Origin of the sequence: Kitasatospora sp. NBC_00458, assembly GCF_036013975.1 — a bacterium.
Lineage (GTDB): Bacteria > Actinomycetota > Actinomycetes > Streptomycetales > Streptomycetaceae > Kitasatospora.
Window position 1 is genome coordinate 7336770 of the sequence record NZ_CP107904.1, and the last position, 13732, is coordinate 7350501.

The 13732-nt window shown below is 74.7% G+C and carries 11 protein-coding genes; 7 read left to right on the forward strand and 4 right to left on the reverse strand.

Going from position 1 to position 13732, the window contains the following annotated elements:
• The first annotated feature begins 122 nt into the window (after positions 1 to 122).
• Complete coding sequence (locus OG550_RS29920; RefSeq protein ID WP_442906096.1) at positions 123 to 923, forward strand: SGNH/GDSL hydrolase family protein; 801 nt, start codon at positions 123 to 125, stop codon at positions 921 to 923.
• Positions 924 to 1057: 134 nt separating this feature from the next.
• On the opposite strand, the gene OG550_RS29925 is transcribed toward OG550_RS29920, so the two are convergent.
• From OG550_RS29925 to OG550_RS29935, 3 genes are all read right to left on the reverse strand, one after another.
• On the reverse strand, positions 1058 to 2053 hold the full coding sequence (locus tag OG550_RS29925) for a nitroreductase/quinone reductase family protein (protein WP_327682780.1): 996 nt from the start codon (positions 2051 to 2053) through the stop codon (positions 1058 to 1060).
• A 377-nt stretch (positions 2054 to 2430) separates the two neighbouring features.
• Positions 2431 to 3654 (reverse strand): polysaccharide deacetylase family protein, encoded by a 1224-nt coding sequence (locus tag OG550_RS29930; protein ID WP_327682781.1) that lies wholly within the window; start codon positions 3652 to 3654, stop codon positions 2431 to 2433.
• Positions 3655 to 3854: 200 nt separating this feature from the next.
• Entirely contained in the window at positions 3855 to 5699 is a 1845-nt protein-coding gene (locus tag OG550_RS29935; RefSeq protein ID WP_327684244.1) for an AMP-dependent synthetase/ligase, read from the reverse strand.
• Between the two features lie 537 nt (positions 5700 to 6236).
• On the opposite strand from OG550_RS29935, the gene OG550_RS29940 reads away from it, so the two are divergent.
• The 6 genes from OG550_RS29940 to OG550_RS29965 all read left to right on the forward strand — a co-directional run bounded on the left by OG550_RS29940 (position 6237) and on the right by OG550_RS29965 (position 12784).
• A complete protein-coding gene (locus tag OG550_RS29940) occupies positions 6237 to 9302 on the forward strand; it encodes a sensor histidine kinase (protein ID WP_327682782.1) in 3066 nt (1021 codons plus the stop codon).
• A gap of 62 nt (positions 9303 to 9364) precedes the next feature.
• Complete coding sequence (locus OG550_RS29945; protein ID WP_327682784.1) at positions 9365 to 9784, forward strand: roadblock/LC7 domain-containing protein; 420 nt, start codon at positions 9365 to 9367, stop codon at positions 9782 to 9784.
• 281 nt (positions 9785 to 10065) lie between these two features.
• Positions 10066 to 10470 carry a DUF742 domain-containing protein gene (locus OG550_RS32835; protein ID WP_442906190.1) on the forward strand — a complete coding sequence of 135 codons (405 nt, stop codon included), beginning with the start codon at positions 10066 to 10068 and terminating at the stop codon, positions 10468 to 10470.
• On the forward strand, positions 10451 to 11098 hold the full coding sequence (locus OG550_RS29955) for a GTP-binding protein (RefSeq protein WP_442906097.1): 648 nt from the start codon (positions 10451 to 10453) through the stop codon (positions 11096 to 11098). Before OG550_RS32835 ends, OG550_RS29955 begins: the two co-directional genes overlap by 20 nt.
• A 656-nt stretch (positions 11099 to 11754) precedes the next feature.
• Positions 11755 to 11886 (forward strand): hypothetical protein, encoded by a 132-nt coding sequence (locus OG550_RS29960; RefSeq protein ID WP_327682788.1) that lies wholly within the window; start codon positions 11755 to 11757, stop codon positions 11884 to 11886.
• Between the two features lie 82 nt (positions 11887 to 11968).
• Positions 11969 to 12784: a winged helix-turn-helix domain-containing protein gene (locus tag OG550_RS29965; protein ID WP_327682789.1), complete on the forward strand. Its 816-nt coding sequence runs from the start codon at positions 11969 to 11971 to the stop codon at positions 12782 to 12784.
• Positions 12785 to 12929: 145 nt separating this feature from the next.
• Here OG550_RS29965 and OG550_RS29970 read toward each other — a convergent pair whose 3' ends face one another.
• Positions 12930 to 13712 (reverse strand): IclR family transcriptional regulator, encoded by a 783-nt coding sequence (locus OG550_RS29970; RefSeq protein ID WP_327682791.1) that lies wholly within the window; start codon positions 13710 to 13712, stop codon positions 12930 to 12932.
• Positions 13713 to 13732: the final 20 nt, after the last annotated feature.

Here is a 13732-nt window from a genome sequence, read left to right on the forward strand (position 1 = left end):
GGGCACGGCAGTTCACTCCACCGTTGTCAGACCGACTGTCAATTGCCTTGGCATGAGCGCTTCCCGTGGTACCTACCGCCTGGTATCAAATTGTGTGACGCACGTCACTCCCAGGAGGTGTCATGCTACGTCCTGCCCGTGCCATGTCCGTCGCCACCCTCGCGGCACTCCTCTCCCTGACCACCCTCTTCACGGCCGCCTCGGCCCATGCCGCCGGCGTCAACTACGTCGCGCTCGGCGACTCGTACGCTTCCGGCCTCGGGGCCGGCAGCTACACCGGCGAGAGCGGAAGCTGCAAGCGGAGCACCAACGCCTACCCGTACCTCTGGAAGAACGCGCACGCGCCGTCCTCCTTCGCCTTCGTCGCCTGCTCGGGCGCCAGAACCGGTGACGTGCTCAACAACCAGCTGTCGGCGCTCAACTCGGGCACCACCCTGGTGAGCATCAGCGTCGGCGGCAACGACGCGGGCTTCGCCAGCACCATGCAGACCTGCGTGCTGGACTCCGAGAGCGCCTGCCTCAACGCCGTCGCCACCGCGAAGAACTACGCCACCACCACGCTGCCCGGCAAGCTCGACCAGGTGTACGCGGCCATCCACGCCAAGGCGCCCAACGCCCGGGTGGTGGTGCTGGGCTACCCGCACCTCTACAAGGTGGGCGGCAGCTGCATCTTCGGCATCGGTGACACCAAGCGGGCCGCCATCAACGGCGCCGCCGACGTGCTCGACGACGTGCTCGCCAAGCGCGCCGCCAACGCGGGCTTCGCCTTCGGTGACGTCCGTTCCGTCTTCCGGGAGCACGAGATCTGCGGTTCCGCCACCACCTGGCTGAACAGCACCACCCTGCCGGTCGAGGAGAGCTACCACCCGAAGGCCTCCGGCCACTCGGGCGGCTTCCTGCCGGTCTTCTCCGCCCAGGCCTGAGCGGCGAGCCGGCCGCCCGGCCGGCCGTCGCCCCCGTGGGCGGAGCCCGCATGGGCTGAGCCCGTCTGAGTCGCGCCCGCCTGAGCCGCGCCCGCCGTCCCCGCTCCGATGAGCGGGGGCGGCGGGCGCACGGTTCACCGCCCCGGCGGGAACGGGATCTCCGCGAGGACCGGCAGCAGCTCGCGTTCCTCGTAGTCGAGGTGGGACTCCAGCTCGGCGGACATCCGGGCCAGCTCGGCCCGGAAGCGCTCCGGTTCGGCCGAGCCGACGTCCGACACCAGGGCCACCAGCTCGTCCTTGAGCCGGGCCACCACCCGGTGCTCCTCGGCCAGCCGGTCCAGCACCTCCCGCAGGTGCGGGTGGCTGCGGGCCAAGGCCGGGAAGACACCGCGGTCCTCACCGGTGTGGTGGACGGTCAGCCCCTGGCAGAACGCCAGGCAGTGCTGGCGGATCTGCAGGCCGAGCGCCGGGGCGCGCCCGCCGTCCGCCGCCGGCCCGCCCGCGAGGTACGCGTCGGTCTCGGCCCGTACGTGCCGAAGCTGGGCGCGCAGCCAGGTGTGCACCTCCAGCAGCTTGTCGGCGAGGTTGGCCACTTCGCGGGGGGCGGCCCCGTCCGGCTCCTCCGCGGGCCGTTCCAGGACGACGACCGGGAGCGTCCGGTCGGTGTGCGCCTGGTAGTCCCCGTACCCGGGGGCCGCCCGCACGACGGCCTCGAACAGCCGGTCCCGCCGGGCGCCCTCGCTGGGGACGGCGACCGCGTCGAACTCCTCGGCGCCGAGCTCCACCCCGACGACCGGGTTGGCGAGCAGGTTGCGGTACCACTGCGGGTGCTCGGGCGCCCCGGCCGCCGAGGCGATGACCAGGAGCAGGCCCTCGGCCCGGACGTACCCGAGCGGCACGGTGTGCGGACGGCCGGTGACGGCCCCGGTGGTGGTCAGCAGGAGCAGGTCGCCGCCCTCGAAGGGGCCGCCGACCCGGCCGGCGTTGGCACGGAACTCCTCGACGACCGCTTGATTGAACGACAGGGGCTCGGACGGCGGCGGGTCGGAGGACGGCGGCCCGGACGGCGGCGCGCCGGAGGGGAGGGAGTCGGAGGGGAGGGAGTCGGAGGGCAGGGGGTTGGAAGACATGGGGTTGGAAGACATGGGCATACGCCTGTGGATTCTCCGGACATCGGGAGTGAAGGCCGCAGCGGCGCAGGTGCGATGGGCGCAGCAGGACGGAGCGAGCGCGCGGACACCGCCGCAGCCGCTTGCGTCAGATCAGGGGAGCGGAGTGAGAACTCATCGCGCATCGTCCCTCTGTGAAAGGTGCCCGCTCGGTCGCCGGCCGGCCCAGTTCTCTTTGGCCGGCACCGCGCTGCACACGATCATTAGAGCCACCGCCCCCGTGATCTGTCAACGAGCGTGATCCGCCCGGCGTGGAGGGTGGCCGGCCCGTGGCGCGGGAGGGCGCGCCGCCGGTCCCGGGTGGGGACCGGCGGCGCGCCCGGGTACTGCGGGAGGGGTCAGCGCAGGTAGTCGGTCAGGCCGGCGGGCTTGAGGCCGGCGGCCTCGGCGGCGGCCAGGGCGCGCGGCAGGTCGGTGGCGAGGGTGTCGGTCCAGTGCAGCAGCACGACGTCGCCGGGCGACAGCGTGCCCTCGTGCCAGACGTTGGAGGCGCCCCAGCTGAAGTCGGCGTCGGCGGTCAGCACGTGGCGGAAGCCGCAGTTGGCGGCGGCCTGCAGGGTGACCGCGTTCCAGGCGAAGTACGGCGGGCGGAAGACGGTCGGCGCGGTGCCGAAGGTCCGGGTCAGGGCGTCACGGGCGTCGCAGATCTCCACCTGCTGCTCGGCGAGCGAGAGCGTGCTGAGGTCGGCGTGCGAGACGCTGTGGTTCTGGATGGACGAGCCGGGGGCGGCGGTGACCCGCTGGAAGAAGCCCGGGTCGGCGGCGGCCGGCATCGGCAGCGGGAAGGCGGTGATCGGCAGCTTGTGGTCGGTGATGAACTTCTCGGCCTCGGGGGTGCGCTGCCAGCCGTCGTCGACGGTGAAGAAGACCACCCGGTCGCTGGTCGGGACCGAGCCCGCGCCGGTCGCGGGGGCGGGCAGGGCGCCGTCCACCTGGACATCGTCGACGGCGAACGGGCCCTGCTGGTACCAGCCGTGGACGTAGAGGCGGACGGTGCTCGCGGTCGGCCCGGTGGTGAAGCGGGTGGTCAGCCGCTGCCACCCGCCGTTGGTGTTCTCCGTCCAGGAGGGGGCGGTCGGGCGGTCGGTGCCGGTGGCGCCGAGGAAGACGTACTTCCCGCGCACCCAGGCGGAGGCGGTGTACGTGCTGTTGGGCTGGACCGACACGGTCTGCACGCACTCGCCGGTGGAGCTGTCGCCGGCCGGGGTGACCCCGAGGGCGGAGGTCCCCGAGTGCGGGGCGGCGGTGGTGAGGGCGGCTTCGGCCGGGCCCCCGCTGCAGCGCCAGCCGGGCACGCTGCCCCACTCGGCGAGCGAGGAGGCGGGGATCTCGAACCCGGGGTTGGTGGCGAGGTTGATGCCGCCGGAGGGGGTGTTCGGGGCGTCCGCCGAGGCGGGCACGGCGAAGCCGGCGACCAGCAGCGCCGCCGAGGCGGCCAGCGCGGAGAGCCGCGCGGACAGGCGGGGCGTCAGGCGGGGCGACCGGCGCGGCGACGAGGGCGTCGACGGGCGCGGTGAGAGCCGCGGTGACAGGTGCGCGGACAGGCGCGAGGACAGGGACACGTGGCGACTCCTGCGTGGGGGACGCGCCCGTGGGGAGGGCGCGAGGAGAACGGGATGGGGCGCTCCCCGAGGGGCGGGAGCCGTTGGCGTGCCGCACTCAGACCGAGGCAAAACAATGGACTGGACCACTCGGATCGTCAAGGGATCGTCCGGTGGAACACGCGCCGTCCGCCGTGCGGCAAAAGGGACGAGACGATCCGTCAGGGGACGTATAGCTCTTCGATGTCCTGCGCGTAGTACTCCGTGATCGCCGCCCGCCGGAGCTTCAGCGAGGGCGTCATCAGCCCCTGCTCCTGCCCGAACTCGCGCGGCAGCAGCCGGAACGCGCGGATCGACTCGGCCCGCGAGACCGCCGTGTTGGCCGCCGCCACCGCCCGCTGGATCTCGGCGTGCAGATCGGCGTCCGAGAGCACCGCCCACGGGTCCAGCTGTTCGCGCCCGCGCGACTTCAGCCAGTGCGCCAGCGCCGCCGGGTCGAGCGTGATCAGTGCGGCCACGTACGGGCGATCGTCCCCGACCACCAGGCACTGGGAGACCAGCGGGTGCGCCTGCACCCGGTTCTCCAGGGCGGCGGGGGCGAGGTTCTTGCCGCTGCTGGTGACGATCAGGTCCTTCTTGCGGCCGGTGATGGTCAGGTAGCCGTCCGCGTCCAGGCTGCCGAGGTCGCCGGTGCCGAACCAGCCGTCGTACAGCGACTCGGCCGTGCAGCGCGGATGGTTGAGGTAGCCGCCGAAGACGCCGGGGCCGCGCACCCACACCTCGCCGTCGTCGGCGATGGCCACGGTGGCGCCGGGGACCGGACGGCCGACCGTGCCCGTCTTCTGGCGTCCGGCCGGGTTGGCGGTGATCGCGGCGGAGGTCTCGGTCAGCCCGTAGCCCTCGTACAGCTGCAGGCCGATCCCGGTGAAGAAGAGGCCGACCTCGCGGTCGAGCGTCGAACCGCCGCACATCACCCCGCGGACCCGGCCGCCGAGCACCGCGCGCAGCCGCTGGTAGGCCGTCCGCTCGTAGGCCAGGTGGCGCAGCCGCAGACCGGCCCCGGGGCCGGGCCCGCGGCCGAACACGCGCTGCTCCCGGGCGGTCGCCCAGTCGACCGCCACCTGGCGGGCCTGCTCGAAGAGCTCCCCGCGCCCGGCCTCCTCGGCCGCCCGGCGCGCCTGCTGGAACACCTTGTCGAGGACGTACGGGACGACGTGCAGGAAGGTCGGGCGGAACGAGGCGAGCGCGGGCAGCAGGAAGTCGGTCGAGACCTCGGGGACGTGGCCGATCCGGAACCCGCCGCGCACCGCCGCGATCTGCACCATCCGCCCGTACACGTGTGCCAGCGGCAGGAACAGCAGGGTGGACGCCTGGCCGCCGCCGGTGTCCGCGAAGACCTCGCCCCAGCCGTCGAGCAGGGCGTCGGCCGCCGAGGCCAGGCCGGCGTGCGTGATCAGGCACCCCTTGGGGCGCCCGGTGGTGCCCGAGGTGTAGACGACGGTCGCGACGTTCTCCGCCGCGACGCCGAGCCGCTGGCGGTGGACCAGCGAGTCCGGCACGCCGCGACCGTCCTCGACGATCGAGGCGACGCAGTCCCGGTCGAGCTGCCAGATGCCGGTCAGCTCGGGTAACGCGTCGCAGACCGCGCCCACGGTCATCGCGTGGTCCTCGTTCTCGACCAGGCAGGCGACCGCCTGGGTCTCGGCGAGGATCCAGCGGACCTGCTCCGGGGCGGCGCTCGGGTAGATCGGGACGGGGATCGCGCCGATCGACCAGAGCGCGTAGTCGAACAGCGTCCACTCGTAGCGGGTGCGGGACATCAGGGCGACCCGGTCGCCGTAGCGCACGCCCCGGGTGAGCAGGCCCTTGGCGAGGGCCAGCACCTCGTCCCGGAAGGCAGCGGCGGTCACCTCCTGCCACTCGCCCGCGGGGCCGCCGCGCGCGCCGTCCGGGCGGCGGGCCAGCTGGACCAGGCCGGGCGAGCGTTCGGCGGTGTCGTACAGCGAGTCGGCCAGCCCGCCGGTGACCGGAGGTCCCTCCGGGGCGGGGGTGGTGAACTCGCGCACGATCCCCCCGATCACCCCGATCCCGCCTGTAGGTGGAGCGAAACTATCGGATTGCTCCCCGACTGCCCAGGGTTGTGACCGTGACGCGACGAGATCGGCACCGGCCCACGGGGGGAGTGCCGGGGAGGGGCGGCCGGGGCGCCCCGGCAATGCGGCGGGATACGGGATCTTGGGAACGATCCGGACACGATCCGGGCGGGTGCGGGAAGAGGACGGGTTCGACCCTCGAACGAGTGGTCAGAGCGTAGTAGGCTCTCGCAGACTTCGGGCCGGGCCTCCCCGTCCGGGTCCGTGTCGGCATCGATCCGTACCCGATCCACACTTGGTCCGTACCACTGATCGTCAGCACCCCGTTCGTCCCCGTCCCCACCCCGCTCCACCCGGCTCCCGCTCCACCCGGTATCACCCGCCCCACCCCGCTCCCGCCCAGCCCGGCTCCCAAGCCCGGAGCCCAGGCCCGGACCCCGCCCGGACACCCGTCCGGGCAACCCGCCCCCGCACCCCGTCCGCGCCTGGCACTTCCCGACCGAGGACTCCATGCGTCTGCGCAGCAGCTCGATCCGCGCGAAGATCATCGCGCTGCTCCTGGTGCCCATCGTGGCCCTCACCGCCCTCTGGGTGTACGCGACGCTCGCCACCACCGGGGACGTCTGGAGCAGGCTGGAGACCAGCAGTACGTACGAGCGGTTCGGCGCCCCGGTCGACCGGTACGCGCACGACCTCCAGACCGAGCGCCGGGCCGCCGTCCAGCGGCTGGCCGACCCCGCCTCGCGGGCCGCCCGGGACGCCTTCGAGCACGCCCAGGCCACCACCGACCGCAGCCTGACCGTGCTGCGGCAGCTGAAGGACGGCAGCGACGGCGGCCGGCTCGACGAGGCCCAGCGCGGCCGCTTCCTCCAGGTCCTCGCCGCCGCGGACCAACTCGCCCCGCTCCGCTCGCAGATCAACCGCGCCGCACTCAACTGGGAGTTCACGCTCGGCCAGTACAGCGACCTGGTCAAGCCGACCTTCGGCTTCCGGTCCGCCTTCGTCGCCCGGCAGAGCGGACAACTCCCGCGCCAGGGGACCATCCTGATCGAGCTGGTCCGGGCCCGCGAGTACCTCGCCCAGGAGGACGCGGCGATGGAGGGGCTGCGCACCTCGACCGGCCGGCCCACCGCCGAGCAGTACCAGGTGGCCCTCGACGCCCTGCACAACCAGCAGGCGCTGTTCACCGTCTACATCGCCGAACTCGACCCGGCCGACCAGGCCGACTACATCGCCCTGCGCGGCGGCGAGGCCTGGGCCGCGCTGGCCCGGGCCGAGGCCGACTTCGTCGGCGCGGGCGGCCCGGACCGGGTGGTCCAGGCGATCAACGGCGACGACTGGCGGGAGACCGCCGACCGCGCGCTGGGCGACCTCGCGGCGATCAACACCAGGCTCGCCGGCACGATCGACGACCGCGAGCACTCCTACGCCATCGGACTCCTCTGGCGCGGCGGCATCGCCGGTCTGATCGGCCTGGTCGCGGTGGTGCTGTCGGTCGTCATCTCCTACCGGATCGGCCGCGGCCTGGCCCGCGAGCTGATCGGCCTGCGGAACGCGGCCAACGAACTGGCCGGCACCCGGCTGCCCTCCGTCATGCTGCGGCTGCGCAAGGGCGAGGCCGTGGACGTCGCGGCCGAGGCGCCCGAGCTGCAGTTCGGCCCCGCCGAGATCGGCCAGGTCGGGCGGGCGATCAACGCCGTGCAGCGGGCCGCCGTCGAGGCCGCCGTCGAACAGGCCGAGCTGCGCCGCGGGGTCTCGGCGGTCTTCGTCAACCTGGCCCGCCGCAGCCAGGTGCTGCTGCACCGCCAGCTGACGCTGCTGGACACCATGGAGCGGCGCACCGAGGACCCGGCGGAGCTGGAGGACCTGTTCAAGGTCGACCACCTCACCACCCGCATGCGCCGGCACGCCGAGGGCCTGATCATCCTGGCCGGCGGCTCGCCCGGCCGGGCCTGGCGCAAGCCGGTGCGGATGGTGGACGTGGTCCGCGCCGCGGTCGGCGAGGTCGAGGACTACGCGCGGGTGATCGTCCGGCCGTTCCCGGGGACCGGACTGCTCGGCAGCGCGGTCGCGGACGTCACCCACCTGATCGCCGAGCTGGTCGAGAACGCGGCGGTGTTCTCCCCGCCGAGCACCCAGGTCACCGTCCAGGGCGAGGTGGTGGCGCACGGCTTCGCGCTGGAGATCGACGACCGCGGGCTCGGCCTGAGCGAGGTGGCGCTCGCCGAGATCAACGAACGCCTCGCGGTGGAGCAGGAGTTCGACCTCGCGGACACCGACCGGCTGGGCCTGTTCGTGGTCAGCCGGCTGGCCCGGCGGCACGGCATCCGGGTCCACCTGCGGCCCTCGCCCTACGGCGGGACCACGGCGGTGGTGCTGATCCCGCGCGAGCTGCTGGCCGAGGCGCCGGACGGACTGTCCGAGCGGCCGCCGGCCGCGACCCCGGCCGCCGCGGTGGCCCCGTCGGCCGCACCGTCCGCCGGGCGGCGTCCCGCGGCGGGGCGGCGCGGCCAGCGGGACCTCGTCGCGGTGCCCGCGCTCGACGCGGACGGCACCGACCGGGACGGCTCCGGCGGTCCGGTCCTCGACGACGGTGCCGCGGGGACGGCCGGTGCCGACGGCCGGAGCGGACGGCACCGGGGCGCCGGTGGACCGCGCCCCTCGGCACCCGAACCGGCCCGCACACCGGGCGGCCTGCCGCGCCGCGCCCGGGGAGGCGGCGGGCCCGCCCTGGTCCCGGCCCCGGCCGGTGAGCCCGGCGGGGCGGGTACCGGGCGCCACCGCCGGGAGCAGGCGTCCGCACCCGCGGCGGTGCGGACCGACGCTTCCCCGGTCGGTGCTTCCCCGGTCGGCGGCGCCCCGCTCGACGGGAGGCCGGTCCACGTGGCGTCCGCCGGTGCGGCAGCCTTCGCCGGGAGGCCCTTCGACGGTGCGGCGGCCACGGCGGCCACGACCCCGGCGGAGGCCGCGACCCCACGGGGTGTCACGGCCACGCCCACCGCTGGAGCGGCCGGAGCCGCCGAAGCCGCCGGAGTCGGCGGGCCCGCGGCGCAGGGCGCGCTGCCGCGCCGCGTCCGGCAGGCCAACCTCGCCCCGCAGCTGCGGGAGCGCGCCGCCGCCCAGCAGGGCGCGCGCCCCGACGCCGGGGAGGCCGACCCGGCGCGCGAGCGCTCGCCCGAGGAGGCCCGGGCCACCTTCGCCTCCTTCCAGCGGGGGTTCACCCGGGGCCGGCGCGCCGACACCCCGCCGACGGCGGCACACCCGTCGGCGACCGGCGGATCCCGGTCCGGCGCCGCGTCCGGCGCCCCGTCCAGGCCCGGCGCCGCGTCCGCGTTCCCCTGGCAGCCGCCGAACCCGGACCGCCGCGCGATCTCCCCGGCGCCCGCTCCGGCGGCGCTCCCCGGACCCGCCGCGGGCGAACCGGCGCCGCTGGCCCGCCGCGCGCCGGTCCCGCCGCCGACCCGGATCACCCCCGCCCCGGTGCCGCTCGCGGAACCGAGCGCACCCACCGGTCCGTTGTCCGACGGACCGGCCGAACGCACCGCACCACCCTCTGCACCCGCAGGACCCGCCTGATCCGCACCATCGGTACGACCCGCACCACCCGCACCACCCGCTCCAGCGGAAGGAACAGATTCATGACCATGTCGACGCAGTCGTCCGGAGACCTCAACTGGCTCCTGGACGATCTGGTGGGACGCGTCGCGGCCCTGCGCCACGCGGTGATCCTCTCCAGCGACGGGCTGGCCACCGGCGCCTCCCGCGATCTCGACCGGGAGGACGCCGAGCACCTGGCCGCCGTCGCGGCCGGCTTCCACAGCCTGGCGAAGGGCGCCGGCGGCCACTTCAAGGTCGGTGGCGTCCGCCAGACGATGGTCGAGCTGGACGAGGCCTTCCTGTTCATCACCGCGGCCGGCGACGGCAGCTGCCTTGCGGTGCTGAGCGAGGCCGAGGCGGACATCGGCCAGATCGCCTACGAGATGGCCCTGCTGGTCAAGCGGGTCGGTGAGCACCTGGCCGCCGAGCCGCGCGCCGACGTGGCCCCGCCGGTGAGATGAGCGGCCCGATGGCGGAGGAGGAGCCGAAGCGGGTGCCGGACGGTCCGGGTGCGGACGGTCGGAGCACGGGTGACCGGGGCGAGGGCGGCCGGGGCGAGGGCGGCCGGGACGCCGTTCTCCGGGCCGTGAAGGCCCGTGCCGAAGACACCCGTGCCGAAGACACCCGCGCCGAAGACATCCGCGCCGCGGACGGGCCGGACCGGGCCGGTCCTGACGGATCCGGTTCCGGCGGGTCCGGCCCGGATCCGGCCGGTCCGGACGCGGACGGTTCCGGGCTCGACCTGTTCAGGCCGCGCACCCCGGTCGACGACCGCTGGTTCGACGACGACGCCGGCCCGGTGGTGCGGCTGTACTCGATGACCCGCGGCCGGACCAGGCCGGTCGAGGACGGCCTGTTCGACCTGATCTCGCTGATCACCGCCGCCGACCCCGCGCCGGCCGCGGGGGCCGTGCCCGCGCACGTGCTCGACCCGGAGCACCAGACCATCCTGGCCTGGTGCCGCCGGGAACCGCTCTCCGTGGCCGAGCTGGGCTCCTACACCGATCTGCCGGTCAGTGTGGTGCGCGTGCTGCTCGGCGACCTCTACGACGCCGAACTGATCAGCGTCACCCGACCCGTTCCGCTCGCCGAGCTGCCGGACGAGCGCCTGTTGCGAGACGTGATCAATGGACTCCGTGCGCTCTGACCCCACCGCGACCGCCGCCCCCGCCACCGCCTCCGGCTCCGCCGCCGACCCGCGCTGGCGGGGCGGTCCGGCGGCCGCGGTGAAGATCCTCGTCGCGGGCGGATTCGGCGCGGGCAAGACCACCCTCGTCGGCTCGGTGAGCGAGATCCGCCCGCTGCGGACCGAGGAGGAACTGAGCGAACTGGGCCGCCCGGTGGACGACACCGCCGGGGTGGAGACCAAGCGCACCACGACGGTGGCGATGGATTTCGGCCGGATCGACCTGCGGCCCGGGCTCGCGCTCTACCTGTTCGGCACGCCCGGCCAGGACCGGTTCTGGTTCGTCTGGGACGAGCTGGCGCGCGGTGCGCTCGGCGCGGTCGTGCTCGCCGACACCCGCCGGCTGGCCGACTGCTTCCCGTCGGTGGACTTCTTCGAGCAGCGCGGGATCCCGTTCCTGGTCGCGGTGAACTGCTTCGAGGGCAGTCGGGTGTTCGCCCCCGAGGAGGTCCGGGACGCGCTCGACCTGGACCCGGACATCCCGGTCGTGCTCTGCGACGCCCGTCTCCGGGAGGACGGCAAGGAGATCCTGGTCGCGCTGGTCGAGCACGCCGCGACCCGACGCCGGGTCGCCCCGATCCGGGGCTGAACCGCCCGGCGGGGGTCGGTCCGACCGCCCCGCGGCGGCCCCGTCTCATTCCGGCGTCCACATGTCGGACGATCGTGGCTCAGTAGGTTGCCTTGACCGGCCCGGCATGGAAGGCTCTGTCGACGAAGGCCGTCCGGCCCCTTGCCGGGATGCCTCGACATGCGGTGAACGCATCGCGTACAGCGCAGCGCAGCACGGGTCGTGCGGCGCGCCGTGACCAGAGGGGGAGGGCAGTGTCGTGAACGTCGAGCAGCGATGCGCCGCAGCCGCGCCCGCCCCGGCCCCGGTCACCCCGGCGCTGACCGTCCGGCGGTACATCGACCACGCATTGATCTGCAGCGCCTGCTGTCGGTGACCCGGTCACACCCCGCCGAACCCGTCACCGTCCTCCCGAGGAACCTCCCGGCCCGCGCGCCCCGTCAGGGCGTGCCCCGGCGGCGCCCTTCCGACAGGGACTGACGGTCCATCAAATCGTCGACCCGGCAGCACCGGACAACCCTCCGGTGGGCCGCCGTCAACCTGCCGCTTCGCGGAGAGCACCAGTGAACCTCGCCTGCCCCACCTCCCCTCCGGCCGCCACCACCACGACCGCCCGTGCGGGCGGGGCGGCCCGGACGGCACGGTGCAACGGTCCGTTCACATGGTTGAATGGGCGCATGAATCACGTCGTGGACAGCAGCAGGGGTCGTCACCTCGACCTTGAGCCGTTCTGGCCGTCCCGGCAGCCGCACCTGTTCGACCAGACGTGTCCGGGGTCGCCCAGCGCGTCCCGGCTCTCCCTCCGCTGACCCAAGGTCAGTTCTCGGCAGCACGCCCGGTCGACGCGCAGACGACTCCACCCCGTCCGTCACGCGCGAAATGAGCGGCATCATGTCTTCTTCCTCTACGGCCACCCTTCCCCTTCCCGCCGCGACCCCGCACCTGCGCGCGGTCCGCTCCGTCCCCTCGACCGGCGAACGATGGCACGGCGGGCCGGTCCCGCCGCGTCCGACGGCCGCTCAGCCCGCGCCTCCGGTGCCTTCGCAGGCTCCGCTCCCGCCGTACGGGGCGGGCGTCCCGCAGCCCGGCCAGCTCCCGGCGGCGCCGCAGGCGCTGCTCGCGGCGCTGCCCGAGGGCGCGGCGGTCGTCGCGGCACTCCCGCACGGCACGCTGCCGCAGGCGCTGCTGGCCCAGTACGGCGCGCAGTTCGGCGCCGCCGGGCACCCGATGGTCGGGTACCTCGTGCTGGTGCCGGCCGAGAACGCGTCCGCCACCGGTGCGGTCCCGGGTGTGCTCCCCGTCGCGACCGTCCCCGCGCCCGCCTCCCCGGCGGTCGCCCCCGCGGTCGCCGGCATCGGACCCGTCGGTCCGGCGCCGACCGGCACCGCGACCGCCTCCGTCCGCCCGGTCCGCCCCGCCGGGCGCGGCATCAGCGTGGACGTGGAGCGGCGCAACGCCTACGTCGACGGGCAGTTGCTCGACCTCACCTACCTGGAGTTCGAGCTGCTGGCCCACCTGACCGAGCACCCGCAGCGCGTCCACACCCGCGACCACCTGGTCTCCGCCGTCTGGGGCTACGGCCACGTCGGTGACGGCCGGACGGTCGACGTGCACGTCGCCCGGCTCCGCCGCAAGCTCGGTGTGGCCTACCGCGACAGCATCGTGACGGTCCGTCGGGTCGGGTACAAGTACACCCCGGTGGCGTGAACCGCCGCTGAGCTCCACCGACTTCCGCCGAGTACCGCTGAGCTCCACCGACTTCCGCCGAGCAGCACCGAGTACCGCCGAGCATCGCCGTACGGGCCGGGCGTTCATCCGAACGCCCGGCCCTCGGGCATGGGCTGACGATGCGTCAGGCGCGCTGGTCCGGCGGCAGCAGCAGGACGGCCAGGGCGGCGGCGCAGGACCGCGCGTGCCCGAGGAACCAGTCCAGCCGGTCGTCGGTGAGGTGCGCGGGCGTCGAGCGGACGGCCAGCGCGAACCGGGCCTGGCCGGCGCCGTCCAGCACCGGTACGGCCACCGTGCGGATCCCGGTCGCCGACTCGCCGTCGTTGAGCGCGTGGCCGGCGGACCGGACCTTCGCCAACTCCTCGTCCAGCCGCTCCGGTTCGGTGATGGTCCGGTCGGTGAACGGCGGCAGCGGGCCGAGTGCGGCCGCCCCCGCCTCGCCGGGCCGCGGCCAGGCCAGCAGCACCTTTCCCAGGGCCGTCGAGTGGAGCGGGCGGCGCAGTCCCAGCCCGGTGTCGGGGCGGACGGACGCGCCGACCAGGATCACCGCGTGCGGGCCGCTGCGGATCGCCAGGTCGGCGGTGGCCCCGGTGCGCCGGGAGAGCAGTTCCAGTTCGGGTGCGGCCAGGTGCAGGCCCCGCTGGTGGAAGGAGAGCTGGCCGAGCTCGGCGACGGCCGGGCCGAGCCGGTAGCGGGCGGTCTGCTCGTCCTGCTCCAGGAACCCGGCGCTGACCAGGGTGCGGGCGAGCCGGTGTGAGGTCGAGACCGACAGGCCCATCCGGCGGGCCAGGTCCGAGGCGCTCAGGTCGGGGCCGTTGTCGTGGAAGCAGTGCAGCAGCCCGAGGGCTCGCTGGACGGCCTGGGCGCCGGCCGGCGGGCTCTGGACGGCGGTGGCGGCCTCGGCCATGGCACCTCTCGTTCTGTCCG

Coding starts and splice junctions, on each gene's coding strand:
- OG550_RS29920 (WP_442906096.1), top strand. CDS start 123: ATGCTACGTCCTGCCCGTGCCATGTCCGTCGCCACCCTCGCGGCACTC.
- OG550_RS29940 (WP_327682782.1), top strand. CDS start 6,237: ATGCGTCTGCGCAGCAGCTCGATCCGCGCGAAGATCATCGCGCTGCTC.
- OG550_RS29960 (WP_327682788.1), top strand. CDS start 11,755: ATGAATCACGTCGTGGACAGCAGCAGGGGTCGTCACCTCGACCTTGAG.
- OG550_RS29925 (WP_327682780.1), bottom strand. CDS start 2,053: ATGTCTTCCAACCCCCTGCCCTCCGACTCCCTCCCCTCCGACTCCCTC.
- OG550_RS29965 (WP_327682789.1), top strand. CDS start 11,969: ATGTCTTCTTCCTCTACGGCCACCCTTCCCCTTCCCGCCGCGACCCCG.
- OG550_RS29955 (WP_442906097.1), top strand. CDS start 10,451: ATGGACTCCGTGCGCTCTGACCCCACCGCGACCGCCGCCCCCGCCACC.
- OG550_RS29945 (WP_327682784.1), top strand. CDS start 9,365: ATGACCATGTCGACGCAGTCGTCCGGAGACCTCAACTGGCTCCTGGAC.
- OG550_RS29970 (WP_327682791.1), bottom strand. CDS start 13,712: ATGGCCGAGGCCGCCACCGCCGTCCAGAGCCCGCCGGCCGGCGCCCAG.